The sequence below is a fragment of the Pseudomonas sp. BN417 genome (assembly GCF_029871205.1).
GTDB lineage: Bacteria > Pseudomonadota > Gammaproteobacteria > Pseudomonadales > Pseudomonadaceae > Metapseudomonas.
Genome location: NZ_SSOJ01000156.1, coordinates 75,241 through 100,147 on the forward strand (window position 1 = coordinate 75,241; position 24,907 = coordinate 100,147).

Annotated in this window: 21 protein-coding genes; 17 read left to right on the plus strand and 4 right to left on the minus strand. The window is 66.5% G+C overall.

Going from position 1 to position 24,907, the window contains the following annotated elements; genetic code table 11:
* Nucleotides 1-143: 143 nt before the first annotated feature.
* Together E8F11_RS25565 and E8F11_RS25570 are read right to left on the minus strand one after the other, a co-directional pair.
* Nucleotides 144-440, minus strand: coding sequence for a hypothetical protein (locus E8F11_RS25565; protein ID WP_280291718.1), 297 nt, complete (start codon nucleotides 438-440; stop codon nucleotides 144-146).
* Nucleotides 441-891: 451 nt separating this feature from the next.
* Nucleotides 892-1,218 (minus strand): hypothetical protein, encoded by a 327-nt coding sequence (locus E8F11_RS25570; protein WP_280291719.1) that lies wholly within the window; start codon nucleotides 1,216-1,218, stop codon nucleotides 892-894.
* Nucleotides 1,219-1,725: 507 nt separating this feature from the next.
* Between E8F11_RS25570 and E8F11_RS25575 the strand changes: the two genes are divergently transcribed.
* The 11 genes from E8F11_RS25575 to E8F11_RS25625 all read left to right on the plus strand — a co-directional run bounded on the left by E8F11_RS25575 (nucleotide 1,726) and on the right by E8F11_RS25625 (nucleotide 12,768).
* Nucleotides 1,726-2,619 carry a VOC family protein gene (locus E8F11_RS25575; RefSeq protein ID WP_280291720.1) on the plus strand — a complete coding sequence of 298 codons (894 nt, stop codon included), beginning with the start codon at nucleotides 1,726-1,728 and terminating at the stop codon, nucleotides 2,617-2,619.
* Nucleotides 2,620-2,631: 12 nt separating this feature from the next.
* Complete coding sequence (locus E8F11_RS25580; RefSeq protein ID WP_280291721.1) at nucleotides 2,632-3,513, plus strand: CoA-transferase; 882 nt, start codon at nucleotides 2,632-2,634, stop codon at nucleotides 3,511-3,513.
* A 10-nt stretch (nucleotides 3,514-3,523) separates the two neighbouring features.
* Entirely contained in the window at nucleotides 3,524-4,336 is an 813-nt protein-coding gene (locus tag E8F11_RS25585; protein WP_280291722.1) for a ketoacid CoA transferase, read from the plus strand.
* A gap of 15 nt (nucleotides 4,337-4,351) precedes the next feature.
* On the plus strand, nucleotides 4,352-5,218 hold the full coding sequence (locus E8F11_RS25590; RefSeq protein ID WP_280291723.1) for an enoyl-CoA hydratase: 867 nt from the start codon (nucleotides 4,352-4,354) through the stop codon (nucleotides 5,216-5,218).
* Nucleotides 5,218-6,285, plus strand: coding sequence for a nitronate monooxygenase (locus E8F11_RS25595; RefSeq protein ID WP_280291724.1), 1,068 nt, complete (start codon nucleotides 5,218-5,220; stop codon nucleotides 6,283-6,285). Before E8F11_RS25590 ends, E8F11_RS25595 begins: the two co-directional genes overlap by 1 nt.
* Nucleotides 6,286-6,312: 27 nt before the next feature.
* Nucleotides 6,313-7,071, plus strand: coding sequence for an enoyl-CoA hydratase family protein (locus tag E8F11_RS25600; RefSeq protein ID WP_280291725.1), 759 nt, complete (start codon nucleotides 6,313-6,315; stop codon nucleotides 7,069-7,071).
* Between the two features lie 6 nt (nucleotides 7,072-7,077).
* Nucleotides 7,078-8,244 carry an acyl-CoA dehydrogenase family protein gene (locus E8F11_RS25605; RefSeq protein WP_280291726.1) on the plus strand — a complete coding sequence of 389 codons (1,167 nt, stop codon included), beginning with the start codon at nucleotides 7,078-7,080 and terminating at the stop codon, nucleotides 8,242-8,244.
* Nucleotides 8,245-8,254: 10 nt separating this feature from the next.
* Nucleotides 8,255-9,310, plus strand: coding sequence for an acyl-CoA dehydrogenase family protein (locus tag E8F11_RS25610; RefSeq protein WP_280291727.1), 1,056 nt, complete (start codon nucleotides 8,255-8,257; stop codon nucleotides 9,308-9,310).
* Nucleotides 9,311-9,458: 148 nt separating this feature from the next.
* A complete protein-coding gene (locus tag E8F11_RS25615) occupies nucleotides 9,459-10,607 on the plus strand; it encodes an acetyl-CoA C-acetyltransferase (RefSeq protein WP_280291728.1) in 1,149 nt (382 codons plus the stop codon).
* Nucleotides 10,608-10,697: 90 nt separating this feature from the next.
* Entirely contained in the window at nucleotides 10,698-11,573 is an 876-nt protein-coding gene (locus E8F11_RS25620) for an SDR family oxidoreductase (protein WP_280291729.1), read from the plus strand.
* On the plus strand, nucleotides 11,563-12,768 hold the full coding sequence (locus E8F11_RS25625) for a helix-turn-helix transcriptional regulator (protein WP_280291730.1): 1,206 nt from the start codon (nucleotides 11,563-11,565) through the stop codon (nucleotides 12,766-12,768). Before E8F11_RS25620 ends, E8F11_RS25625 begins: the two co-directional genes overlap by 11 nt.
* 18 nt (nucleotides 12,769-12,786) lie before the next feature.
* Here the strand turns inward: E8F11_RS25625 and E8F11_RS25630 are convergent, their stop codons facing one another.
* A complete protein-coding gene (locus E8F11_RS25630; RefSeq protein WP_280291731.1) occupies nucleotides 12,787-14,070 on the minus strand; it encodes an MFS transporter in 1,284 nt (427 codons plus the stop codon).
* Between the two features lie 209 nt (nucleotides 14,071-14,279).
* Here E8F11_RS25630 and E8F11_RS25635 point away from each other — a divergent pair, with 209 nt between their 5' ends.
* The 6 genes from E8F11_RS25635 to E8F11_RS25660 all read left to right on the plus strand — a co-directional run bounded on the left by E8F11_RS25635 (nucleotide 14,280) and on the right by E8F11_RS25660 (nucleotide 23,674).
* On the plus strand, nucleotides 14,280-15,647 hold the full coding sequence (locus E8F11_RS25635; protein WP_280291732.1) for an FAD-dependent oxidoreductase: 1,368 nt from the start codon (nucleotides 14,280-14,282) through the stop codon (nucleotides 15,645-15,647).
* 128 nt (nucleotides 15,648-15,775) lie between these two features.
* Nucleotides 15,776-16,966: a saccharopine dehydrogenase NADP-binding domain-containing protein gene (locus E8F11_RS25640; RefSeq protein ID WP_280291733.1), complete on the plus strand. Its 1,191-nt coding sequence runs from the start codon at nucleotides 15,776-15,778 to the stop codon at nucleotides 16,964-16,966.
* Nucleotides 16,967-17,070: 104 nt separating this feature from the next.
* Nucleotides 17,071-18,441 carry a DUF1329 domain-containing protein gene (locus E8F11_RS25645; RefSeq protein WP_280291734.1) on the plus strand — a complete coding sequence of 457 codons (1,371 nt, stop codon included), beginning with the start codon at nucleotides 17,071-17,073 and terminating at the stop codon, nucleotides 18,439-18,441.
* Between the two features lie 154 nt (nucleotides 18,442-18,595).
* A complete protein-coding gene (locus tag E8F11_RS25650) occupies nucleotides 18,596-20,218 on the plus strand; it encodes a DUF1302 domain-containing protein (RefSeq protein ID WP_280291735.1) in 1,623 nt (540 codons plus the stop codon).
* Between the two features lie 58 nt (nucleotides 20,219-20,276).
* A complete protein-coding gene (locus E8F11_RS25655; RefSeq protein WP_280291736.1) occupies nucleotides 20,277-21,293 on the plus strand; it encodes a YCF48-related protein in 1,017 nt (338 codons plus the stop codon).
* Complete coding sequence (locus E8F11_RS25660; protein ID WP_280291737.1) at nucleotides 21,293-23,674, plus strand: MMPL family transporter; 2,382 nt, start codon at nucleotides 21,293-21,295, stop codon at nucleotides 23,672-23,674. The genes E8F11_RS25655 and E8F11_RS25660 overlap by 1 nt, the downstream gene beginning before the upstream one ends.
* A 15-nt stretch (nucleotides 23,675-23,689) precedes the next feature.
* Here the strand turns inward: E8F11_RS25660 and E8F11_RS25665 are convergent, their stop codons facing one another.
* Nucleotides 23,690-24,661 carry an IS110 family transposase gene (locus E8F11_RS25665; protein ID WP_280287409.1) on the minus strand — a complete coding sequence of 324 codons (972 nt, stop codon included), beginning with the start codon at nucleotides 24,659-24,661 and terminating at the stop codon, nucleotides 23,690-23,692.
* Between the last annotated feature and the right edge of the window lie 246 nt (nucleotides 24,662-24,907).

Consider the following 24,907-nt stretch of genomic DNA (forward strand, 5'->3'; position numbering starts at 1 on the left):
CGGCAGCGCAGGACGGTGGGCATGGCGGAGGAAAGGCCCTGGAATGGGCCTTTTTCGGTCTGGACCGATTGTCGGAAACTGTGGTTCCACGGCTCGTCGGGCAGGCGGAGGTCAAGGCGTGCCCGACGAGCGACTATCCCTGGTCAGTGCCCGAATTCAATCCGTTGTTGGTGGATCAGCGACCGGTATTGCGGAGTCTGCGGGGTGGGTTGCAGATAGTCCTCTTCGTACTGCGGACCCGCGGCGGTCGGCTCTTGCGCGACCACCCTGACGATGCTCTGGCTGGAGTCCTCCTTCATCTGGATCAGTTGCTGATTACGCATCCGGTAGTCGTCCAGGCGATCGCTTCCATTCTCCGCAAGGACTGTCGCCGGTCCCGTTGTCACGACCAGGGCCAGAAACAGGCCGCTGAGCGCAGTCGTGCTGAATGTCGTTTTCATGGTCTCTTCCTCTTGTTCCCCACTAAATCCCCCTGCAATTGGATGACGTTCATGGTGGGGCTTTATTACAAGCCTGGGGAGAAGCCTGACAAATGGCAGGAATCAGGACCGACGGGCATGTGCAAGCCTATGAATGGCATGGGATTTTCCGCACTTTCTGCCCGTTTTCGGTGCCCGGGCGGAGCGCGGTACCGCCATCTTCTTCCTTCTATGGAGAGAAATTTTCCTGGGGAGCGAATTCATTTGACTCCGGAAAACCACGTCCTGGGGGCGTGGTCATGAGTCACGGGCTCTGCCTGTGACGATCGAAATGCTCCGATTGGCAGCGGAGTTTCTGTAGGAGCGAGCTTGCTCGCGAAAGGTCGTGCTCGGACTGTTCGCGAGCAAGCTCGCTCCTACAAGTTCGGCGGTGAGCCAGGTATGGAGGGACGGACAAGGTCAGATCAAAGTCCTATTTCAGGTGGTGGACCCTTGATTGATACCCGGTTGCCGGCCTGGCGTTGGACTCCCTTTCTTCCCTGGCGACCTGTGCGCCGGCGGCGGTCGGTTTCTCCTCGACCAACTGGGCGAAACGCTCGCTTTCGTCATCGGTTGTCTGCTCGCGTTGCGCTTGCCACTCCCGATACTGGATGAGGCGATCACCGCCTCCTTCCGCCAGCATCAGAGTCGGCTGCTGGCTTGCCGATGGAAGGGATGCACTGGATGCCTGCAATGAAGTCAGCGCGACAAAAGAAAACAGCAGGCTGGACAAGGCAGTGGTGGTAATTGCGGATTTCATGTGTCTTCCTCGTAACCCCCCGAATAACCCCCGATGCCGGATAATAAGGAAGTGGAAAAACACTTCCAGCACTATCTTCAAGTGTCTGATGAATGGCTGACTTCAAGACGAACTGATAGTTCGTAACTGGCTGATTGGCATGCATTATTCCAATGGTTATGCCCATTTAAAGAGCATGTAACGGACTGTATTGTGGTTTGTAAGTGCGTGTAAGTGATATGTTTCTGTCTTGTTTCAGGGAAACAGTCTGGAAACATACTCCAATAAATATTCATGCGATCGGGTCCGGCTTTTGAATTAATTCGCTGAAGCGGATTCAAGGCCACCGCGAAATTCGCTGTGACCTTCTCCTTGAACTCCCCCTCCCGCCAGCGTCAAAGCCCTCACCACAGGCACTTTCGCGTTAGTCTCAACGGACGATGCCCGCCACCGGGCCCGTCGATTTAATCCCTCCTCATAGAGCCCGCGCCAGGTATGCGCGGCGATAACGACAATGAGGAGAACCGCATGGATATCCGTGGCCTGGGCTACGTCACCGTAGCCGCGACAGACCTGAAGGGCTGGCACGACTACGCCACCGGGGTGCTCGGCATGATGGTGGGTGTCGAGTCGGATGAGCGGCTCTACCTGAAGATGGACGAACGCCCCTACCGCATCCTGGTGGAGCGGGCCGACCGTGACGGCTACGGCGCCTGCGGTTGGGAAGTGGCGGGCAAGGCCGCCTTCGAGCAGGCCATCGCCGAGCTTGAAGCCGCCGATGTCGAGGTCCAGCGCGGCAGCACCCTCGACGCCGCCGGGCGCAAGGTGCAGGAACTGGCGCACTTCGCCGACCCGGATGGCAATCGCCACGAACTGTTCTGGGGCCCGCGGCAGGACTTTGCCCCCTTCGTTTCCCCGGCTGGCGTCTCCGGCTTCGTCACCAGCGACCTGGGCATGGGCCACGCGGTGATCCCGGCGCCCAGCTTCGATCGCTGCCTGGCCTTCTACGAGCAGGTGATGGGTTTCGGCCTGTCGGACCTGATGAAGGTGCGCTTCACCCCGGATCCGGCCGAGCCGGAGAAACGCATCCATTTCCTCCACTGCAACAACGGCCGCCACCATTCCCTGGCGCTGTTCGAGTGCCCGATCCCCTCCGGCTGCGTGCACCTGATGGTGGAAGTGCGCGAGCTCGACGATGTCGGCCGTGCCCTGGACCGCATGCACGCCAGCGGCGTGAAGCTCTCCGCCACCCTCGGCCGCCACACCAACGACGAGATGACCTCCTTCTACATGCAGACCCCCGGCGGCTTCGACATGGAGTACGGCTGTGGCGGCAAGCTGATGGACTGGGAGCGCCATACCCCCTTCGAGAGCACCGTGGTCAGCCACTGGGGCCATGACTTCAGTGTTGGTCGCCGTTAAGGAGCACAACCCATGGACAAACGCATGAACGCCACCGACGTGGTCGGCCAGCTGAGCGATGGCATGACCATCGGTATCGGCGGCTGGGGCCCGCGGCGCAAGCCCATGGCCCTGGTACGCGAGATCCTCCGCTCGGACCTCAAGGACCTCACGGTGGTCGCCTATGGCGGCGCCGATATCGGCATGCTCTGCGCCGCCGGTAAAGTCAGGAAGCTGGTGTACGCCTTCGTCTCGCTGGATTTCATTCCGCTGGAACCCTACTTCCGCAAGGCCCGCCAGGAGGGTGCGGTGGAGGTGATGGAAATCGACGAGGGCTTGATGCTGCTCGGCCTGCGGGCTGCCGCCATGCGCGTGCCTTTCATCCCCACGGCCGTCGGCCTGGGCACCGATGTGCTGCGCCTGAACCCGGAGCTGAAACTGATCAGCTCACCCTACGACGACAACCGCGACTGGGTCGCCATGCCGGCCCTCAAGCTGGACGCGGCGCTGATCCACGTCGACCGCGCCGATGCTCGTGGCGTGTGCCAGATCGCCGGGCCCGACCACTACATGGATGACCTTTTCGTCCGCGCCGCGGAGAAGGCCTATGTCAGCTGCGACGAGCTGGTGCCGAGCGATTTCTTCCATGCCGACCCCGAGAACGCTCGCAAGGTGTTCTGGGAGCGCAACCGCACCACGGCGGTGGTGCACCTGCCGGGCGGTGCCCACCCCTCTTCCTGCGCGCCGCTCTACGGCTTCGATACCGCCCACTTCAAGGCCTACAACGCCTCGGCCGGCGAGCCGGACGGCTGGCAAGCCTACATGGAGCGCTATGTGACCTGCGGCGAGGCGGAGTACCTGGCCCGCGTCGGTGGCCTGGACGCCATTCGCAAACTGCCGCTCCCGGTTTTCTGAGGACGCTGAGATGACTGCCACCAAACAACCCTACAGCCTCGCCGAATTGATGATCTGCGCCGCCTCTGAGGCCTTCGTCGGCGACGGCGAAGTGCTCGCCACCGGCATCGGCGTACTGCAGCGCCTGGCCGCCTCCCTGGCCATGCTCAACAGCAATGCCGAACTGATGATGACCGACTCCGAGGCCTTCATGGTCGCCGAGCCGGTTCCGGTGGGGCCGCGCGGCGGCTACCAGCCCAAGTTCGACAGCTGGATGGGCTTCTCGCGCATCTTCGATAACGTCTGGAGCGGCCGTCGCCACGCCCTGGTGGGCCCGGTACAGATCGACCGCTTCGGCCAGGCCAACATCTCCTGCATCGGCGACCACGCCAAGCCGAAGTCGCAGATGCTCGGCGTACGCGGCTTCCCCGGCAACTCCATCAGCCATGCCAACTCCTTCCTGGTGGCCAGCCACAACAAGCGGGTCTTCGTCGACGGCGAGGTGGATGTGGTGGCCTCGGTCGGCTACAACCCGGCGCGCCTGGCCCGTGGCTGGTCCCTGGACGAGATCGACATCCGCCTGATCGTCACCGACCTCTGCGTGCTCGACTTCCAGGGCCCGGACCGGCAGATGCGCATCCGCTCCCTGCACCCCGGCGTGACGCTGGACGACGTGCAGGACGCCACCGGTTTCCCGCTGCACGTGCCGGAGGATATCCCCACCACCGCCGCGCCCACCCTCGAACAGCTGATCCTCATCCAGCAACTGGACCCGCACAACATGCGTGCCAGCCAGCTCAAGGACAACCCGCCGGGCGTGCGCGCCCGAGCCATGACCCACTGAGGCGGAGCCGCGCAGATGAATCACGAAGCAGCCGAAGAGCAAGTGGTGCAGTACGAGGTGCAGGGCCCGCTGGCCCTGGTCACCATGCATCGCCCCGAGTACCACAACGCGCAGAATTCGCGCATGACCTACGCCCTGGACGCCGCATTCCGCCAGGCCTGCGATGACGACAGCGTCAAGGTCATCGTGCTGCGCGGCGCCGGCAAGCACTTCTCCGCCGGCCACGACATCGGCACCCCGGGCCGCGACGTCAACCAGAGCTTCGATCGCGCCAGCCTCTGGTACGACCACGTGAACAAGCCGGGCGGCGAATTCCTCTATGCCCGCGAGCAGGAGGTCTACCTCGGCATGTGCCGGCGCTGGCGCGACATGCCCAAGCCGACCATCGCCATGGTGCAGGGCGCCTGCATCGCCGGCGGCCTGATGCTGGCCTGGATCTGCGACCTGATCATCGCCTCGGACGACGCCTTCTTCTCCGACCCCGTGGTGCGCATGGGCATTCCCGGCGTCGAGTACTTCGCCCATGTCCATGAGCTGAACCCGCGCATCGCCAAGGAATTCCTCTTCCTCGGCGAACGCATGGGCGCCGAGCGCGCTTATCAGATGGGCATGGTCAACAAGGTGGTGCCGCGCGACGTGCTGGAGGACGTAACCCTGGACGTGGCCCGGCGCATCGCGCAGATGCCGCGCCTGGGCCTGCAGCTGACCAAGCAGGCGGTGAACAACGCCGAGGACCTGATGGGCAAGCGCGCCACCATGGACATGGTGTTCGGCCTGCACCACTTCGCCCATGCGCACAACGAACTGGTCAGCGGCGACAAGCTGGGTGGCTACGACGCGCGCGGCATGGCCGAATCGCAACGCAAGCCGGCGGAGGCATGATGGCGACGTCCCTGGAAACCCGCCTGACCCGGCTGCTCGGCTGCCGCTACCCGATCATCCAGACCGCCATGGGCTGGGTGGCCGATCCGAAACTGGTCGCCGCCACCGGCAATGCCGGCGGCTTCGGCTTCCTCGCCGGCGCCACCATCGAGCCGCAACGCATGGAGGAGGCCATCCTCCAGACCAAGGCGCTGACCGACCAGCCCTTCGGCGTGAACTTCCACATGTACCAGGCCAATGCCGGCGAGATCGTCGAGCTGGTGGTCAAGCACAAGGTGCGTGCGGTCAGCTACAGCCGCTCGCCGGGCAAGGCGATGATCGCCCGCCTGAAGGATGCCGGCGTGGTCTGCATCCCCACCGTAGGCGCCCTCAAGCACGCGGTGAAAGCCGTGGAGATGGGCGCCGACGCAGTCACCGTGCAGGGCGGGGAGGGTGGTGGCCACACCGGTTCGGTGCCCACTGCCATCCTCCTCGGCCAGGTGGTGGACGCGGTGGAGGTGCCGGTGATCGCCGCCGGTGGCTTCAAGGATGGGCGTGGCCTGGTCTCGGCCCTGGCCCTCGGTGCCGAAGGTATCGCCATGGGCACGCGCTTTCTGATGAGTGCCGACAGCCCCGTGCCGCCGGCTACCCTGGAGCGCTATCTGAAGGTGCGCGATCCGGCGGCCATCATCATCAGCCGCGCCATCGACGGCCTGCCGCAACGGATGATCCGCAACGAACTGCTGGACAGCCTCGAGCGCTCCGGCGGCCTCAGGCGTCTGTTGCTGGCCCTGCGCAGCGCCCTGGCCTACCGGCGTCACAGCGGCGCCAGCATCGCCCAGCTGCTTGGCAGCGCGCTGAAGATGGGCGGCAGCGACGGCCTGACCGCCGCCCAGACGCTGATGGCCGCCAACGCGCCCATGGTGATCCAGAAGGCCATGGTCGAGGGCCTCCCGGCCGAGGGCGTGCTGCCCGCCGGCCAGGTCGCCGCCAGCATCGACAGCCTGCCGGGCTGCGCCGAACTCATCGAATCCATCGTGCAGCAGGCCGAGCAGCGTCTCGCCGAGCTGTGCCGCCGCGCGGGCTAAGCATCGAATAATCGAGGGGAAAGTCGGATGAGCAATCCATTTCAAGTCAGCATCGACAACGGCATTGCCGAGATGGTCTTCGACCATCCGCCGGTCAACGCCTTCGACAGCAAGGGTTGGGCAGCCATCGCCGCCGAACTGACGCGCCTGGGCGAGTCGCCCGAGGTGCATGTCATCGTCATCCGCGCCGAGGGCCGCGGCTTCTGCGCCGGGGTGGACATCAAGGAACTGGCCGCCGACGGCAACCTGATAGTCGCGGTGAACAAGGGCAACTACGACAGCTTCAAGGCGGTGCACCGCAATCCCAAGCCGGTGATCATCGCCGTGCATGGCTTCGTCCTCGGCGGCGGCATCGGCCTCTGCGGTGCGGCGGACATCCTGGTCGCCTCCGACTGCGCGCGCTTCGGCGTGCCCGAGGTGGACCGCGGCGCCATGGGCGGAGGTGCTCACCTGCAGCGCCTGTTCCCGGTGCAGAAGGTGCGCCACATGTATTTCACCGGCGAGATGATCGACGCCTTCGAAGCCCACCGCCTGGGCGCCGTGGAGCGCGTGGTACCGCGTGCTGAGCTGCGTGAAGCGGCCCTCTCGATCGCCCGCACCATCGCCGCCAAGAGCCCGGCCATGATCGCCCTGGCCAAGGAGGCGCTCACCGGTATCGAGGACGGCAACCTCGAAGACAAATACCGCTGGGAGCAGGGCTTCACCCTGCAGGCATACCGCTCGCTGGATTCCCAGGAAGCCCGCGATGCCTTCGTCGACAAGCGCGCCGCCACCTTCAAGGGCTGAGAACCTATGGAACTGACCTATACACCGGCACAGCAGGCCTTCCGCGCGGAAATCCGAGCCTGGCTGACGGCCAATGTGCCGGCCGAGCCGCTGAAATCCTTCGACTGCGAGGAAGGCTTCGCCCAGCACCGCGCCTGGGAGACGAAACTCAACGAGGGCCGCTGGGGCATGGTCACCTGGCCGAAAGCGCTCGGTGGCCGCGGTTGCGACCTGATCGAGTGGCTGATCTTCGAGGAGGAGTACTACCGCGCCGGTGCGCCGGCACGGGTGAACCAGAACGGGATCTTCCTGCTCGGCCCGACCCTGATGGAGTTCGGTACCGCCGAGCAGCAGGCGCGCTTCCTGCCGAAGATGGCCACAGGCGAGGAGATCTGGGCCCAGGGCTGGTCCGAGCCGAACGCCGGGTCGGACATGGCGGCCATCCGCTGCCGCGCCGAGCGCCGTGGCGACCGTTACGTGATCAATGGCCAGAAGACCTGGTCGACCCGCGCCGTGTGGGCCGACTGGCTGTTCGGCCTGTTCCGCAGCGACCCGAATTCGAGCCGCCATCATGGCCTCACTTTCATCCTCCTGCCGCTGAACAGCCCGGGCGTCACCGTACGGCCGATCCCGCAGCTCAACGGCCTGCCGGGTTTCGCCGAGATCTTCTTCGACGACGTCGAGGTGCCGGTGGAGAACGTGCTGGGCGGGGAGGGCATGGGCTGGCATGTGGCGATGTCCACCGCCGGCTTCGAGCGCGGGCTGATGCTGCGCTCGCCGGCGCGCTTCCAGGAAACCGCGCGGCGCCTGGTGCAGCTCTATCTGGCCAACCGTGAGCAGGCCGACCTGGATCCGGCCATAGGCGAGGCGGTGATGCGCGCCTGGCTGGACGCCGAGGCCTACACCCTGAACACCTACATGACCGCCTCGCGGCTGGTGAAGGGCGGCAAGATCGGACCGGAATCCTCTACCAACAAGATCTTCTGGTCCGAGCTGGACCAGCGCATGCACGAGACGGCGCTGTCGATCCTCGGCCTGCGCGGCGAACTGCTGCCGGAAGCGCCGGATGCCGGAGAGGTGGGCCATTGGCTGGACGGTTTCCTCTTCGCCCAGGCCGGGCCGATCTACGCCGGCACCAACGAGATCCAACGCAACATCATCGCCGAGCGCATGCTCGGCATGCCGCGCGCATAACGGGGGCGCCATGGACTTCACCTTCAGCGACGACCAACTGCTGTTCCAGGACAATGTGCGGGCCTTCCTCACCAACGAGGTGACGCCCGAGCGCATTCGTGACCTCTGGCAAACCGATAGCGGCCGCTGCGACAAGCTCTGGGCCGAACTCGCCGAACTGGGCCTCACCGCCATCACCGTGCCGGAAGGCTTTGGCGGTCTGGACATGAACGAGCTCGACTTCATCCTGCTGGCCCAGGAATGCGGCTATGCGGGGCTGACCGAACCCCTGGTCGACACCGTACTGGTCGGTGTCCCGCTGCTCACTGCCCTGGGCAGCGAGCAACTTGATCTGCAGGGCGAATGGCTGACCCGCATAGCCGAGGGCAAGGCCCGTCTGGCCGTGGGCCAACCCGGCAACCCGCTGGTTGCCGATGCCCATGTAGCCGACCTCGTGCTGCTGCCCCATGGCGATGAAGTGCATGCCGTACCGCGCGAGCAGACGCGCGTCGTCCGCAACGAATCGGTGGACCCGAGCCGTCAGCTGTTCCGGGTCGACTGGACGCCCAGCGCCGCCACCTGCGTGGCTTCCGGCGAGCAGGGCCGCGCGCTCTGGGCTGCCGCCATGAACCGGGGCGCCCTGGGCACTGCCGCCCAACTGCTCGGCCTGGCCAAGCGCATGGTCGACCTTGCCGTGGACTACAGCTTCGAGCGCAAGCAGTTTGGCAAGCCGGTGGGTTCCTTCCAGGCGGTCAAGCACCTGATGGCCAACGTCGCGGTGCAGATCGAGTTCGCCAAGGGCCCGCTGTACCGCGCCGCCCATGCCGTCGCCCACGGATTGCCGGAGCAGGGCGCCCAGGTTTCCCACTCCCGCCTGGCCTGCGCCGAGGCCGCACTGCTGGCGGCGAAGAACGCTATCCAGACCCACGGCGCCATGGGCTACACCTGGGAAGTCGACCTGCAGCTCTTCATGAAACGCGCCTGGGCCCTGGACAAGGTCTGGGGCGATCGTGGCTGGCACAAGGCGCGCATTTCCCAGGCGCTGTTCTCCGGTGCCGTAAAGCCGGGGGCGGGCAATACCTTCTGATCCGACATCCCTCTCCCCCGGCCCCTCTCCCTGAAGAGGAGAGGGGTGACTCGCGCCGGCCATTCCGTGCACGGACCGCCCCCTCTCCCTTCAGGGAGAGGGCTGGGGAGAGGGCCTACCGACTTCACCCTTACACCGAGACCACCCCATGCCCGAAGCCTACATAGTCGACGCCCTGCGCACCCCCACCGGCCGGCGCAAGGGCGGCCTGAGCCAGATCCACGCCGCCGACCTCGGCGCCCATGTGCTGCGTGAATTGGTGGCGCGCAATGGTATTCCCGACGCCGACTACGACGACGTGATCTTCGGCTGCGTCGACACCATCGGCCCGCTGGCCGGCGACATCGCCCGCACCTGCTGGCTGGCCGCCGGCCTCGACCAGGCCGTGCCCGGCACCACCATCGACCGCCAGTGCGGCTCGTCGCAGCAGGCCGTGCACTTCGCCGCCCAGGCGGTGATGAGCGGCACCCAGGACGTGGTGGTCGCCGGCGGCGTGCAGACCATGACGCAGATTCCCATCTCCTCGGCCATGACCGCCGCCGAGCCGCTGGGCTTTACCGATCCCTTCTCCGGTTCCGAAGGCTGGGTGAAACGCTACGGCAAGGTGCCGCCGACCCAGTTCCGCTCGGCGCAGATGATCGCCGAGAAGTGGGGGCTGACCCGCGAGGCGCTGGAAGCCTATGCCCTGGAATCCCACCGCCGCGCCCTGCACGCCATCGAGCAGGGCCGATTCGCCCGCGAGATAGTCCCGCTGGCCGGTGTGCAGCACGACGAAACCCCGCGCCAGACCAGCCTGGAAAAGATGGCCGAGCTGGAAACCCTGTTCGGCTGCGACCGCGTTACCGCCGCCGTCTCCAGCCAGACCTGCGACGGCGCCAGTGCGATGCTGGTGGTCTCCGAGGCGGCGCTGAAGCGCTACAACCTGACGCCGCGCGCGCGCATCCAGCACATCAGCGTGCGCGCCGACGATCCCGTGTGGATGCTCACCGCGCCCATCCCGGCCACCGAATACGCCCTCAAGCGCGCCGGCATGAAGCTGGAAGACATCGACCGGGTGGAGATCAACGAAGCCTTCGCCTCGGTGGCCATGGCCTGGCTCAAGGAAACCGGCTACCCGCACGAGAAGACCAACGTCAACGGCGGCGCCATCGCCCTCGGCCACCCCCTGGGCGCCACCGGCACCCGACTGATGTGCACCCTGCTGCACGAGCTGGAACGCAGTGGCGGCCGCTACGGCCTGCAGACCATGTGCGAAGGCGGCGGGCAGGCGAACGTGACCATTATCGAGCGCCTTTGATTCCGTTGCCCTCTCCCCAACCCTCTCCCTTCAGGGAGAGGGGCCGGGGGAGAGGGCGGCCACCCCTCTCAGACTCACTGGAGAACCCCCATGCCAATCTGCAAAGACCGCGTAGTCATCATCACCGGCGCCGGCGGCGGGCTGGGCCGGGCCTATGCCCTGGCCTTCGCCGCCGAAGGCGCGAAAGTGCTGGTCAACGACATCAACCTGCCTGCCGCCGAGGCCGTGGTGGCCGAAATCCGCGCCCAGGGCGGCGAGGCGCTTGCCAACAATGGCGACATCACCAGCTACGCCGCCGCCGGCGAGATCGTGCGCCAGGCCGTCGAAACCCTCGGCGACCTGCATGTGCTGGTGAACAATGCCGGCATCTGCCGCGACCGCATGTTCGCCAGCCTTACCGAAGCCGACTGGGACGCGGTGATGGCCGTGCACCTCAAAGGTCATTTCTGCCTGGCCAGCCATGCGGTGAAGCACTGGCGCGAACAGGCCAAGGGCGGCGTGGCAGTCAAGGCGCGGATCATCAACACCAGCTCCGGCGCCGGCCTGCAGGGCTCCATCGGCCAGTCCAACTACGCCGCCGCCAAAGGCGGTATCGCCTCCCTGACCCTGGTGCAGGCCGCCGAGCTGGCGCGCTACGGCATAACCGCCAACGCCCTGGCCCCGGCCGCACGCACCGGCATGACCGAGCAGGTGTTCGCCGACGTGATGAAGAAGCCGGAAGAGGGCTTCGACCATTTCGCCCCGGAAAACGTCGCACCGCTGGTGGTATGGCTCGGCTCCGAAGCCTCCCAGGGCGTCACCGGGCGCATGTTCGAGGTGGAAGGCGGCAAGCTCTCCATTGCCGATGGCTGGCGCCGTGGCCCGGAGTTCGACAAGGGCGCGCGCTTCGTCCCCGCGGAACTGGGCGGCGTGGTCGAGCAACTGCTGGCCGAGGCGGTGCCGGCGCAGAAGGTGTATGGCAGCTGAGTCTGCCGCAGTCCTGAGGCTCGCCCGGGGTTGCGCGGAAGTCGCGCAACCCCTCTCTGCGCTGCCCGAGCTGATCGGGCTGGTCTACGAGGGCCTGAACGAGGCAACGCCCTGGTTCGGCCTGGCCGAACGCCTCCGCCAGGTGCTGGCCGCGCGCAATGTCACGGTCACCCTGCATCATTCCGACGACCTGCCGTCCGATGTCCAGGTGATGGCCGTCGAAGAGAACAACGAAACCGACTGGCTGCTCGCGGAACAGGTCCACCGCGAGCGCTTCACCCATATCGAGCTGGTCGACCCCGAATCGGTGATGCCGGGCGATCTCATCATCTTCGGCCCTGCGGACGTGGAGCCGGAATGCGCGGCCTTCATGGTCTCCCTGAATGTCGCCAGCTGCCTCAGGACCTGCTTCGCCGAGCCCGGCGGGATGCGTTGCTGGGTCGATGTGATTCGCGGCCGGAAGATGCCGGAACAGCCTTTCTCGGCCGAAGAGCTGGAGCTGGTCAGCGGGCTGCTGCCGCACCTCACCCGTGCCCTCGGCCTCTATGCCCGGATCAAGCGCCAGGAGGCGGAAAAGTCGATCTACGAGGGCAGCCTCGACCACCTGGTCCTGGGCTGCCTGCTACTCGATGGCAATGGGCAGGTGATGCGCCTGAACCAGGCGGCCAGGGCCATCATCGACAAGCATCAGGGCCTTGAACTCGCCCATGGACGGCTGCAGCTGCAGGACCGCGCCGGCCAGCGTGCCCTGGACCGGGCCATCGCCCATGCCCTGGCGGCCAGGACCCGGCAGGACGGGCCCCGGCGTGGCGAGCTGGTGCGCCTGCACGCCCTGGGCGGCATGCTCCTGGGCATGCTGGTCACGCCCGCGCCGCTGCTGGAGTTCTATCAGGGCCGCTACGTGCCGAGCGTCATCCTGCACCTCGCGGAACTCACCGAAGGTCCTGCGGCGCCACGGGTGCTGAACGCTTCCCCGGCGGACCTGATCGCCCAGTTGCTCGACCTGACCCGCCAGGAAGCCAGGCTCGCCGGGTTGCTGGCGTCCGGCCGCACCATCAGCGAGGCGGCCGGGCAGATGGGCATTGCGGTGAGCGCCGCGCGCAATTACTCGAAGAACATCTACGCCAAGCTGGGCATCAAGGGCCAGACCGATCTGGTGCGGATCCTCTGCAAGAGTTCCGCCCTGCTGCGTTGATTCGCCAGCGCCGTCAGGTCAGGAACGCCGGTGTTGCAAGGCGATCGGCAACAAGGCTGCGGCTGCCAGGGCGGCGCACAGCAGCAGCGGGAGGCTGTAGCTGTGGGTGGTATCGACCAGATGGCCGACGCCTTGCGGGCTGAATGCGGAGCCGAGGCCGGCGATCAGGTTGCCGATGCCGAGCAGGCTGCCGAAGCTGCGCGGTCCCATCGCTTCCACCAGGAGCAGGGGCGCGAGCTGGTTGACCAGGTTGAAGCTGGTGCCCCAGGTCAGGCAGAAGAACACGACCGCTGCCAGACCCATCACCGGGTCGCTCGCTGCCAGCAGGCAGAGGATGCCGGCGGTGCCCAGGGTGGTACCGACCAGCAGGATGTTCCTTGCGCCCCAGCGGTTGCTCAGGGCGCCGAACAGGAAGTTGCCCACCAGGGTCGCGGCGCCGACGGCGGCGTAGCAGGCGGCCGCCTGTTGCGCGGAATAGCCGGCGGACACGAGGCACGGCACCAGCGCGATGAACACGCCGAGGCTGCTCAGGGTGAGCAGCATCTGCATGGCGATCCACCACCAGTAACCGGGCGTGCGCAAAGCCTGGCCGATGTCCTGGCCGGGCAGCGGGTCCGCCGGGGCGTGATGCGCGGCCGAGCCGGCTTCTGGCATGCGCGCCAGCCACAGAAGCAGGGGCACGCAGGCCAGCAGGATCAGGCCGGCAATGGCCTGCATGGCGCTACGCCAGCCGAAGGCGGCGATTCCCTGGGTGAGCAGTACGGGAAAGATCACCGCGCCGAGGGCGGCACCGGCGAGCAGCAGGCCGAAGGCCAGGCCCTGCCGGCTGGGCGCGATCCAGCGCGTGGCCAGGGTGATGGCCGGGACATAGGTCGAGGCGCCGACGCCTGCGCCGCTCAGGGCCATGGCGAGGGTGAGCCGGTCGATATCGGGGCTCTCGGCGGCGAGGAGGTAGCCCACGGCAGCCATTACGGCGCCCGCGGTCATCACCGGGCGTGGTGCGATGCGGTCGAGCAGCCAGCCCGCCACAGGCATTGCCAGGGTCATGCTGAAGATGAACGCGGTGGCGAGGTGGGCGGCCTGCTCGTTGGAGCAGTGCAGGGCCGTGGTGATTGGCAGGGTGAACAGGCCCAGGGTATTCAGCGTGGTGCCGAAGAGGATGCACAGCACCACCGCCAGTCCTAAGACCAGGAGCCAGCCCTGGCGCTGGTCGGGCAAGGACGCAACGGCTGGTGGCCGACCGTTGTGGGGTGCCGCCGCGTTGATCTCCAGCCCCACCGCCACATCCTGAACACGCGCCATATCGTCCCCCTCGAATGCTGACCGGCCGGTACGCCGGGCCCGGGAGTCTAACCAGCGGGCGATCTTCGCCAGCAGTACCAGTTGGTACTGGAGCATCGCTTCGCCGTCTCAATAGGATCGGTCCCGCTGTGGCAGGCATTGGCGGGTCGAATCCGTTCGCCTCGATCAGTCCGAAGTGGTGGGTCTGGAGTGAATTCGAGGAGACGGCAGTGAGCTGGAGAGAATTGCGGCGTGCGGTGGCGGGACAGGTTCCAGTCTTTCCGGTTGCGGACGCCTATGAGTCGGGTGTGGTGCCCATTCGCTTCAGCGGCTGGCCTGCTTCATGGCAAAACCCCGCCTACCCGGCACTGGACCAGGACATCGAAGCCGATGTGGTCGTAGTCGGTGCCGGGCTGGTGGGGGCTTCCCTGGCCCTGCACCTGGCCGAATGCGGAGTGCGTGCCGTGGTGCTGGAGGCGGACCAGCCCGGGAGCGGCGCTTCCGGCCGCAACGCCGGGCATGTGCAGCCCTACCTGGGCTCCTTCGCGCCTTTGCGTGCCCATGCCGATCAGGGCCGGCGCTTTGTCGACCACTTCATCCAGCACCGCGACATCGTCTTCGAGCTGTGTCGCAAGTACGGGCTGGAGGCCGATGCGGTGAAGTCCGGGATGGTGGATGCGGCGTGCCGCCGGCATGCCGCGCTGGAGGACAAGGTGAAGCGCTGGAAGGCCTTCGGCTATGAGGTGGACCTGGTCGGCCGGGAACAGCTCAAGGAACTGCTGGGCACCGGCGCGTACAGCCACGGCATCCACTGGCGCGAAGGCGGGCGGGTCAATCCCTACCTGTTCACCAACGGCATGATCGCCGCCGCCGTCCGCCTGGGAGCCAGGGTGCATGGCAACTCCGCCGTCGTCGCCTGCGAACGCAGCGGCTCGCAGTGGCGCGTCCGCGCGGCCGGCGGCAGCGTGCGTGCGCAGCAGGTGGTGATCTGCACCAACGGCCATGCCGGCAACGGCTTCTTCCCGGAGCTGGCCCGTACCCAATTCCCGCTGGTGGCCTGCGGCATGGCCACGCGGCCGCTGCCCCAGGCGGTGCTGGACATCGTCAACCCGGGCCGCGTCACCCTTATGCAGTATCCGGCCGGGCTCTATCCCCTGGTCATCGACGGTCGCAACCGGCTCATCACCGCGACCATTCCGGGGGCGGGCCGGGCGCAGCGCGCGGAGGATTACTTCGCCTACTTCCTGCGCTACCTGCATCGCACCTACCCGCAGCTGCGCGACGCCCGCATCGAGCCCGAGTCCTACTGGACCGGCATGACGGCCAATTCGTCGTCTCTCTACGAGGCCGCCTACCCGAAGCTGTACCGGGTGGCCGACGGGGTGCTGGCGCTGATGAATTTCGGCTCCTGGGGCAATGTCATGGGGCCGATGATGGGCGCCAACCTCGCCCAGGCACTGGCCAGCGACCGTCCCCAGGACTTCCTGCTGCCGCTGGAAACCCCACAGGCCGTGCGCTTTCCCGGCCTCTTCGAAACCAAGATCCGCCGCGTCCTGATTCCCGCGGCGAGGTGGGCCGACAGGCTCGACCTCGTCTGACGGACGCGTCGGCTGGTAACGCCAGAACCACCGGCCGGGACCATCGGGCAAGGAGGTCCCGCCCGGGATGGCATGATCCGGCGGTCATGAATCGCCAACACACAACAACAAGAAGTGGAGAACGAAGAATGAAAGTCTTGCTGCTGGGCTGCGGTAATGTCGGCGCGAACGTCGCGCGCGAGTTGCTGCCCCGTCACCCCGAGGTCGAGTGCCTCATCGGCGACCTCAACCTCGGCGCCGCCGAGAAGCTGGCCGCCGAACTCGGCCCGCGGGCGAGCGCCGTCAGCGCCGATATCCGCGATCCGGCGAAGCTGGACGCGCTGCTCGACGGCGTGGACCTGGTCTTCAACGCGGTCGGGCCCTTCTACCGCAGTGCCGTTCCGGTGATCGAGGCCGCGCTGCGTGCGCGGGTCGACTACATCGACATCAACGACGACCACGATGTGGCCGAGACGCTGTTCCTCGACCCCACCTGGCACCAGCGCGCGCTGGAGGCGGGCATCCGGTTGATCATCGGCTGCGGCTCGACGCCGGGGCTGACCAACGTGATGGCCAGGATGCTCGCCGACCGGCTGGACAAGGTGCGCGAAATCCACCTGGCCACCGCCGTGCCCTTCGTGCCGGACCTGCTGTCGCCGGCGGTCATCGACCACATGATGCACATCACCGCCGACGAGGTGGTGCAGTTCATCGACGGCCAGTACCGCAAGATGCCGGGCTGGGGCGGCCGGCTCGAAGTGCCCTATGCCGCGCCGTTCAAGGCCTATCCGTCGTTCTTCATCGGCCATGGCGAAACCGTCACCCTGCCGCACTTCATCAAGGGGCTGGAGCAGGTGACCAACCGCATCGCCTTCTTCCCCGAGGCCGGCTCGCAAGTCTGGCGCTCCCTGATCGACCTGGGGCTGGGCAATGCCGAGGTGATCGAGGGCCTCGGCATTTCGCCGCTGAAGTTCCTCACCCATCACCTGTCCAGCGAGTCCGGCCGCAAGAGCGTGACGGTCGACCTGTCGGACGAGCCCTGGGCCGTCGCCTCCCGCGTGGAGGTGGTGGGCGAGCGCAATGGTGCTGAAGTGCGCTGCGTGCTGGAGCACCACCTGGACCTGCCCACCGAGCAGGCCGAAGACAGCACCGCCGACCCGACCCCGACCTGCGCCCGCCTGGTGATCGAGGCCTGGCTGGCTGACGGCATCACCGGCAAGGGGCTGCTGGCGCCCGAGGTCTGCCTGGACGCGGAGGCGTACGTAGCAGCCTTCGCTAAGGAGACCGGTGGTCGCCTGATCGAGAGCGAAACGGTGGTCAAGCGCGATTGCTACGCCTGAGGACGGCCGGCGCCGCCTGGAGCCCAGGGGCGCCGCATCTGCCTGTCGATGATCACGAGGCCGCCCGCTTTGATGCGGCCGGCCTCCGCACTAGGACATGAAGCATGATGAAGATGAGTTTGCGCAGGACGTTGCCGCTGCTGGCGACGCTGATGGTCGCCCAGGGTGCCTGGGCCGTGGCAACCGAGCGCGAGGCCGAGAAGCTCGGTCGCGAGCTCACCTGTGTCGGCGCGGAGAAGGCGGGTAACGCCGATGGCTCCATACCCGCGTTCGGCGGGCAATGGCTGGGTGCGCCGCCCGGTGTCGCCTTCGACGGGCTCGGCAAGCGCCACGCCGATCCCTATGCCGCCGAGAAGCCGCTGTTCGTCGTCACCGCGCAGAACATGGCGCAGTACGCGGACAAGCTTTCCGATGGGCAGAAGGCACTGCTGAAGAAATACCCGGACAGCGTGTCCATCCCCGTCTATCCCAGCCATCGCGACTTCCGCTACGAGGATTTCCGCTGCGACCTGAGCCGCAAGAATGCCCTTACCGCCGAACTGGAGGACGGCAACATGGGCGTGCGTGCGCTGAAAGGCGGGACGCCGTTCCCCATTCCGAAGAGCGGTGACGAGCTGCTGCGCAACATCCTGCTGCCGGCCTATGCCAACCAGGAAGATGCGGTGTACGACCAGGCCGTGGTCTACCCGGACGGTAATGTCGCCTGGGGGCGCATGCGCTACGAAATCCTCGACCAGACCAGCGACGCCGAAAACGTCGGCAAGCCGACCGAGGGCATCTTCGCCTACTCGCGGGTGACCATCCTCAAGCCCGAACGCCAGAAGGGCGAGGTGATGCTGACCTACACCTACTTCAACGAGGCGAAGAACCCGCAGACCAGCTGGACCTACAACCCGGGCACGCGGCGGGTTCGCCAGTCCCCCGGCTTCGGCTTCGACATGCCGCTGGGGGTGGGCGGGTTCCGCACCATCGACGACGACCGCTTGTTCAATGGCTCGCCTGAGCGCTACGACTGGAAGCTGGTGGGCAAGCGCGAGATGTTCATCCCGTACAACGGCTATCGCCTGGAGGCTGCCGGGATCAAGTACGACGGACTCCTCAGGACCGGCAGCATCGATCCGCAGTACATGCGCTACGAGACGCACCGCGTCTGGGTGCTGGAGGCGACCCTGAAGGCAGGTTTCCGCCATCAGTACGCCAAGCGCGTCCTGTACGTGGACGAGGACACCTGGAATGCCGTCATGGCCGACAACTATGACGCCCATGGCGAGCTGTGGCGCACCAATTTCATGAACACCTACTACGCCTATGGCGCGAAGCTGTTCCACGCCGGCGTCACCGTCTACCACGACCTGGTGTCCGGGGCCTACCTGGCCGACCGCCTGACCAATGAACTGCCCGCGCCGCGGGTCAATGGCGACCGGCTCAAGCCGTTCATGTTCACCACCGACCTGTTGCGCCAGTCGGGCAAGTAAGCGTGCCGGGCGCGGCGCCCGGACACGGATTTTCTTCAACAACCCTTTCACATGAACACAGCCATGGCGACGGCAAGGCCGCCGCCATGGCGTGCGGCTGCGCGCCTGCGGCCACTGCCCAGGCAGGGCCGGCGCGCGGGACAGGAGACTGTAGATGAAGCATTTTGCAGGCAAGCGGGTACGAGGAAACAGGGCGGCTGGCGGTGGGGCCTTGCGCAAGCTGGTGGTCGGGATGTCGCTGCTGCCGTTCGGTGCGCCGGCGTTGGCGGGCCAGTTCAGCATCGGCGAGGAGATCGGCGTGGATTACCTGCTCAACCTGAGCTATGGCGCCGCGTACCGGCTGAACGATCCGTCGCGCCACCTGGTGGACGGCCCCATCGATCCGGCCAGCGGTCTGCCGACCACGGTCAACTCCGATGACGGCGACCGCAACTTCAAGCAGGGTGCGCTGATCAACAATCGCGTGTCCCTGCTGGGCGAGATGGACATCAAGTACCGCAACTATGGCGCCTTCGTGCGCGCCAGCAGTTTCTACGACGATGTCTACCAGCACCCCAACGACAACGACTCACCCGACACCGTGAACAAGAGCGGGGCCCACGACCACTTCACCAGCCACGCGCAGAACCTGGCGGGCAGCCGCAGCCGCTTCCTCGATGCCTACGTCTACGGCAGTTTCCAGACCGCCGAGCAATCCATGCTCAACCTGCGTGCGGGAAGGCAGGTGGTGCAGTGGGGGGAAAGCCTGTTCTTCCCCAACATCGCCGGTGCCCAATCGCCCGCCGATGCCACCAAGGCCAACGTGCCGGGTACCGAGGTGAAGGACATCCTGCTGCCGGTCGGTCAGTTCTCGGGCCTGTGGCAGCTGACTCCGGATTTCGGCGTGGCGGCGTACTACCAGTACGAGTACAAGCGCACCGAGCTGGACCCTGTCGGCACCTACTTCTCCTACACGGACGTCGTCGGGCCGGGGGCGGAGTTCATTCGCGCCGCGCCCGGCTTCAACATTCCCCGATCCCCGGACGACCAGCCCAGCGACAGCGGCCAATGGGGCGTGAGCACGCGCTTCTCGCTGGGCGGCGAAACCGAGCTCAGCCTCTTCTACCTGCGCTACCACGACAAGAACCCCAACGTGGTGACAAACTTCGATGGCGCGTTCCCGACCGACTACAACGTGGTGTATTTCGACGATATCGCGCTGACCGGGGCCAGCTTCTCGACGCGCCTGGGCGATTTCAACGTGGCCGGTGAAGTCAGCTACAAGGATGGCGTGCCGGTCCTGGTCGATTCGCTGATCGGCCCCTCGGCAACGCGCGGCGATGCCACCCAGGCGAACCTGTCCGCCATCTACCTCCTGGGGCCGATGGCGCTCTCGGACCAGACCACCTTCATCGGTGAAGCCAGCTACCTGCATGTGAACGATGTCGATCCGTTCGAGTTCGCCGGCGAGCGCTCGGACCAGCTCACCCAGGACCGCAACTCCTGGGCCTACCAGCTGATGATGACGCCCTCCTGGAACAACGTGGTCGACGGCTGGGACCTGACGATGCCGGTTTCCTTTGCCCATCAGGTCCGTGGGGCGCCGGCCGTGGCCGGTGCCTTCGGCAGCCTGGTGGGTGAGGGGGACAAGCGCATGAGCGTCGGCCTCAACGCCAAGTACCTCAACAACCTGGAGCTGGGCGTGGCCTACAACGGCTTCCTGGGTGAGCCGGACCTGGAGAAGCGGCCGCTGGCCGACCGCGACTACCTGGCGATCAGCGCCAAGTACAGCTTCTGACCGCGACGGCGATGGGCATCCGGGCACCGGATGCCCATCGCCCATGAAGGAGTGCACCATGAAAGTGTTTGTAGGGCTCGCGATTTCGGCCCTGGTGGGGCTGGCCGGCGTGCTGGCGTTCGCCCCGAGATCGATGCCGGCGCTGCCGCCGACGCAGATTCCCGCCGAGCGCATGCAGATCAACGGGATAGAGGTAACCCGCATGGGCTGGGTCATCGCCGGGGAACTGGGCCATATCCTGATCTCCCGCGACCAGGGGCGGTCCTGGACCGCCGCGGCCGTGCCGTCGTCGCGCCAGGCGCTGATCAATCGCCTGGTGTTCGCCGACGACACCAACGGCCTCGCCCTGGGTCATGAGGGCTGGATCCTGCGTACCGCCGATGGCGGGCGCAGCTGGAAGGAGTCGGCGTTCCAGGCCGAGGGCGGCGAACCGCTGCTGGATGCGGCGCGCCTGCCATCGGGCGACTGGTTGGCCGTGGGCGCCTTCGGCCGTGTGCTGCGCTCACGCGATGGCGGCCGGAGCTGGCAGAGCGAGGCGATTCCGGGACTGGCGGACTGGCACCTGAACGGCATCGCCGCATCGAAGGATCGCCAGCGCTGGCTGATCCTGGGCGAGGCGGGGACGCTGCTGCGCTCCCAGGATGGTGGGGCGAACTGGCAGCCGGTGGAGCCGTTCTACAGTGGCTCGCTGTATGGCGCGGTCAGCCTCGGCGGGGCCACCTGGATCGCCTACGGCATGCGCGGACATCTGTTCCGCAGCGTCGACGACGGGCGCAGCTGGTCCGCCGTCGCCCTGCCCAGCACGGCGTCCCTCTATGCCGGCACCCTGCTGCCGGACGGCAGGCTGCTGCTCGCGGGGCAGGGCGGCGTGGTCCTGGCCAGCGACGACCGGGGCCTGTCCTTCCAGGTCCTGCGGGAAATCGGCCAGGAGAACCTGACGGACATCCTGGTACCGCCTTCGGGGCCCTGGCTGCTGGCCAGCGACGCCGGCCTGCGCAGGCTCGAACGGCCCGGCACAGAGCGCCATGCCCCCGCCACCATGCCGATCACCTCATCGCATCAGGGAACCCCGTGATGACCCAGTCTCCACCTTCGACCCGCACCGAACGCCTGGTCGCCGTCCTCGCCCGCGGCTTGATCGCCCGGCGCCTGCCCCTGGGCATCCTGTTCCTGCTGCTGACCGCAGGTCTCGGCATTTCCGCCCTGGATACCCGGCTCGACCCCGGCTTCAACAAGCTGATTCCGCTTTCGCACCCTTACATGGCGGCCTTCAAGGACCACGGCACCACCTTCTCCGGCGCCAACCGCATCATGGTCAGCGTGCACTGGAAAGGGCCGGGCGACCTCTACAACGCCCACTTCCTCGATGTGCTGCGCAAGGTCACGGACGAGGTGTTCTTCACCCCCGGAGTGAACCGCAGTCGCGTGCGCTCCCTGTTCACCCCCAATGTGCGCTACATCGAGGTGACCGAGTCGGGCTTCACCGGCGACGTGGTCGTGCCGTCGCGCTTCGAGGCGAATGGCGCCGGGCTGGCACAGATCCGCTCCAACGTGGCCAAGTCCGGGGAGATCGGCCAACTGGTGGCCAACGATCTGCGCTCGGCCATGGTCCAGGCGGACCTGCTGGAGACCGACCCGCAAACTGGCAGGAAGCTGGACTACGCGGCGGTGGCGAAGACGCTCGAGTCGATTCGCGCCACCTACGCCAGCGATCAGATCGACATCCGCATCGTCGGCTTCGCCAAGGTCATGGGCGAGGTGATGGACGGGCTGCTGGGGGTGGTCCTGTTCTTCGCCATCGCCTTCGCCATCACCGCGGTCCTGCTGTGGCTGTATTGCCGCTCGCTGAAGCTGACGTTGCTGGCGCTCGGCGTCGCCCTGCTGCCGGTGATCTGGCTGCTCGGCCTGCTGCCGCTGCTGGGTTACGGCATCGACCCGATGTCGGTGCTGGTGCCCTTCCTGATCTTCTCCATCGGCGTGTCCCACGCGGTGCAGATGACCAACGCCTGGAAGCAGGACGTGCTGGCCGGCGCCGGCGCGCGGGAAGCGGCCGAGGCGGCCTTCCGCAAGCTCGCCGTACCCGGCACGGTCGCCCTGCTGGCCAATGCCCTGGGCTTCATGGTGATCATGGTGATCGACATTCCAATCGTGCACGAACTGGGGCTGACCGCCTGCCTCGGCGTCGCCCTGATGATCGTCACCAACAAGATGTTCCTGCCCATCATCCTCTCGCGCCTGCAGCTGGAGGCCGGCAGCCGTGACGCCGCTGGCCCGGCCGGCGGCCGCCATCGGCTCTGGTGGCGCCTGTCGGTGCTCGCCGAGCCCGGCCCGGCACTGGCCAGCGTTGCCGTCATGGGCCTGTTGCTGGCCGTGGGCACCTACCAGGCGCGTTTCCTGCTGACTGGCGACGTCGGGGCCGGCGCTCCGGAGCTGCATGCCGCCTCGCGCTACAACCAGGACAACGCGGCGATCGTCGGCAGCTATGCGATCAGCATGGATGTGCTCTCGGTGTTCGTCGAAACCAGCGCCCAGGAGGAGGCCTGCCTCGACTGGGAGGTGATGAACGCCATCGAGCGCTTCGACCTGTACATGCGCGGGGTCGCCGGGGTGCAGTCGGTCAGCACAGTGGCCGGTGGGGTGAAGCTCTACGTTGCGGCCAACAACGAGGCCAACCCGCGCTGGGCGGCCCTGCAGCGCAGCGCGGCCGCCCTGCGCACGGGCGGCGGTGCGGCGAACCCGGAACTGGGCCTGAACACCGAGGGCTGCCGGGTCCTCAACCTGCTGGTGTACCTGGACGATCACCAGGGTTCGACCTTGCGTCACGTGACCCGTGAGGTGGAGCGATTCATCGCCCGCGACCATGGCGCCAAGGTGCGCTTCCGCCTCGGTGGCGGCAACGCCGGCGTCGCCGCCGCCACCAATGAGGCGGTGGAGCAGGCCGAGGTGCAGATGCTCGCCTCGATCTTCGCCGCGATCACCCTGCTGTGCTGGCTGACCTTCCGCTCCTGGCGCGGGGTGCTCTGCGTGATAGTGCCGCTGATCCTGGTGACCATCCTCTGCAACGCGCTCATGGCCCTGCTCGGCATCGGCCTGAAGGTGGCCACCTTGCCGGTGATCGCCCTAGGGGTCGGCGTGGGGGTGGACTACGGCGTCTACCTCTATGAGCGCATGCAGCACGAGATGGCGCGGGGGCTGGACCTGCGCGAGGCCTTCTACCAGGCCATGTGCCAGCGCGGCACGGCGGCGGTGTTCACCGCCCTGACCATGTCCATCGGTGTGGGCACCTGGGCCTTCTCGGCGCTCAAGTTCCAGGCCGACATGGGCGTGCTGCTGGCCTTCATGTTCCTGGTCAATGTGCTGGGCGCGATCTTCCTCCTCCCCGCGCTGGCGGTGTGGCTCGGGGTGGGGCAGGCCATGCCCCGGATGGAACACGGCAGCAGCCAGGTCGTGTCGTAGATACCGTCTTGGAACCTAGTGCGCAAGGGCCAGTTTTGCATCGAAAGGCTGGCCCGATTTCAGGACGCCATAAGCGATGTGCAGCAGCTTGCGCATCGCGGCGCAGACGATCTGCTTCCCGGCCTTGCCTCGACTTCGCAGGCGTTGTCCCAGCGCTTTGATCGCCGGGTTGTGGGTCAGCGCAACGATGGCCGGCATGTAGAGACCCGCGCGGAGTCGGCTGGAGCCCATCCGGGAAATGCAGGCGTAGGCCTTTTGGGTGCCGGACTCCCGCAGCTGCGGATTCAGCCCGGCAAACGCCGTGATGGCCCGGGCATTCTTGAATTGCAGCGGGTCTCCCAGCTCGGCCAGAAGCAGGGCCGCAGTCTTGTCCGCGACGCCGTCGATACTGGTCAGCAAGTCGCGCTTACCCCGTAAATCGGGATCGTCGTCAATGTGCGCCTGAATCGCCTTCAAGGTTTCGGCGATCTGCTGTTCGATGTGTTGCAGCACCGAACGAATCGAGTCCTGCACACTGACATCGGCGACGTCCAAGCGATTGCGCTCCATCTGGGCAATCTCCTGGAGGTCCTGCAGGCGCCGTACCAGGGCCCGCAGGCGGCGGATGGCCGGCGGTTCGGGCCGCCAGGCACGCAACTCGTCCACGTGCCGGGCGCCATAGTCGGCAATCAGCTTGGCATCGACCTGGTCCGTCTTCACCCGTTGCAGTTGGCTGCGGGCATAGAGGGCAATCTGCGCCGGATTGGTCACGCAAACCCGGTAGCCCAAGCCATGGAAGTATTCGGCCAGCGCCTCGTGGTAGGTCCCCGTGGCCTCCATCACGATCCAGGCCCCTGGTTCGCTGTATTTGAGCAGCCACTCCTGCAGTACCTGAAAACCCGCCGCGCTATTGGCCAGCTTGGCTTTGGTGCGGTACTTGCCGTTGGCCTGCTGGGTGGCGATATCGAAACTGTGCTTGGCAATGTCAATGCCAACGATGCCGGACATGCGAACTCCTCAATCTCTCCAGAAGGATCATCACTGCACTCGGCACGACCTTGTGAATGCGAGCTCTCACCTGAGGTGGGCTCTGGATACCGTTCGAGCTATTCGAGTGAGTGTGGAGGGCAGGAGCACTATCTACGTTGCTGGCTCGAGGCCTTAGGGTGGAAACGGCTTCCTGACCCTCCCCCGATGATCAGTCGGGAACTATCGCCCCATCACAGAGCGATAGTCGAGATACAAGGGTGGAAA

Bases quoted from the DNA above. Each gene is read 5' to 3' on its own strand.
- E8F11_RS25565 (WP_280291718.1), bottom strand. From the start codon at position 440: ATGAAAACGACATTCAGCACGACTGCGCTCAGCGGCCTGTTTCTGGCC.
- E8F11_RS25570 (WP_280291719.1), bottom strand. From the start codon at position 1,218: ATGAAATCCGCAATTACCACCACTGCCTTGTCCAGCCTGCTGTTTTCT.
- E8F11_RS25575 (WP_280291720.1), top strand. From the start codon at position 1,726: ATGGATATCCGTGGCCTGGGCTACGTCACCGTAGCCGCGACAGACCTG.
- E8F11_RS25580 (WP_280291721.1), top strand. From the start codon at position 2,632: ATGGACAAACGCATGAACGCCACCGACGTGGTCGGCCAGCTGAGCGAT.
- E8F11_RS25585 (WP_280291722.1), top strand. From the start codon at position 3,524: ATGACTGCCACCAAACAACCCTACAGCCTCGCCGAATTGATGATCTGC.
- E8F11_RS25590 (WP_280291723.1), top strand. From the start codon at position 4,352: ATGAATCACGAAGCAGCCGAAGAGCAAGTGGTGCAGTACGAGGTGCAG.
- E8F11_RS25595 (WP_280291724.1), top strand. From the start codon at position 5,218: ATGGCGACGTCCCTGGAAACCCGCCTGACCCGGCTGCTCGGCTGCCGC.
- E8F11_RS25600 (WP_280291725.1), top strand. From the start codon at position 6,313: ATGAGCAATCCATTTCAAGTCAGCATCGACAACGGCATTGCCGAGATG.
- E8F11_RS25605 (WP_280291726.1), top strand. From the start codon at position 7,078: ATGGAACTGACCTATACACCGGCACAGCAGGCCTTCCGCGCGGAAATC.
- E8F11_RS25610 (WP_280291727.1), top strand. From the start codon at position 8,255: ATGGACTTCACCTTCAGCGACGACCAACTGCTGTTCCAGGACAATGTG.
- E8F11_RS25615 (WP_280291728.1), top strand. From the start codon at position 9,459: ATGCCCGAAGCCTACATAGTCGACGCCCTGCGCACCCCCACCGGCCGG.
- E8F11_RS25620 (WP_280291729.1), top strand. From the start codon at position 10,698: ATGCCAATCTGCAAAGACCGCGTAGTCATCATCACCGGCGCCGGCGGC.
- E8F11_RS25625 (WP_280291730.1), top strand. From the start codon at position 11,563: ATGGCAGCTGAGTCTGCCGCAGTCCTGAGGCTCGCCCGGGGTTGCGCG.
- E8F11_RS25630 (WP_280291731.1), bottom strand. From the start codon at position 14,070: ATGGCGCGTGTTCAGGATGTGGCGGTGGGGCTGGAGATCAACGCGGCG.
- E8F11_RS25640 (WP_280291733.1), top strand. From the start codon at position 15,776: ATGAAAGTCTTGCTGCTGGGCTGCGGTAATGTCGGCGCGAACGTCGCG.
- E8F11_RS25645 (WP_280291734.1), top strand. From the start codon at position 17,071: ATGATGAAGATGAGTTTGCGCAGGACGTTGCCGCTGCTGGCGACGCTG.
- E8F11_RS25650 (WP_280291735.1), top strand. From the start codon at position 18,596: ATGAAGCATTTTGCAGGCAAGCGGGTACGAGGAAACAGGGCGGCTGGC.
- E8F11_RS25655 (WP_280291736.1), top strand. From the start codon at position 20,277: ATGAAAGTGTTTGTAGGGCTCGCGATTTCGGCCCTGGTGGGGCTGGCC.
- E8F11_RS25660 (WP_280291737.1), top strand. From the start codon at position 21,293: ATGACCCAGTCTCCACCTTCGACCCGCACCGAACGCCTGGTCGCCGTC.
- E8F11_RS25665 (WP_280287409.1), bottom strand. From the start codon at position 24,661: ATGTCCGGCATCGTTGGCATTGACATTGCCAAGCACAGTTTCGATATC.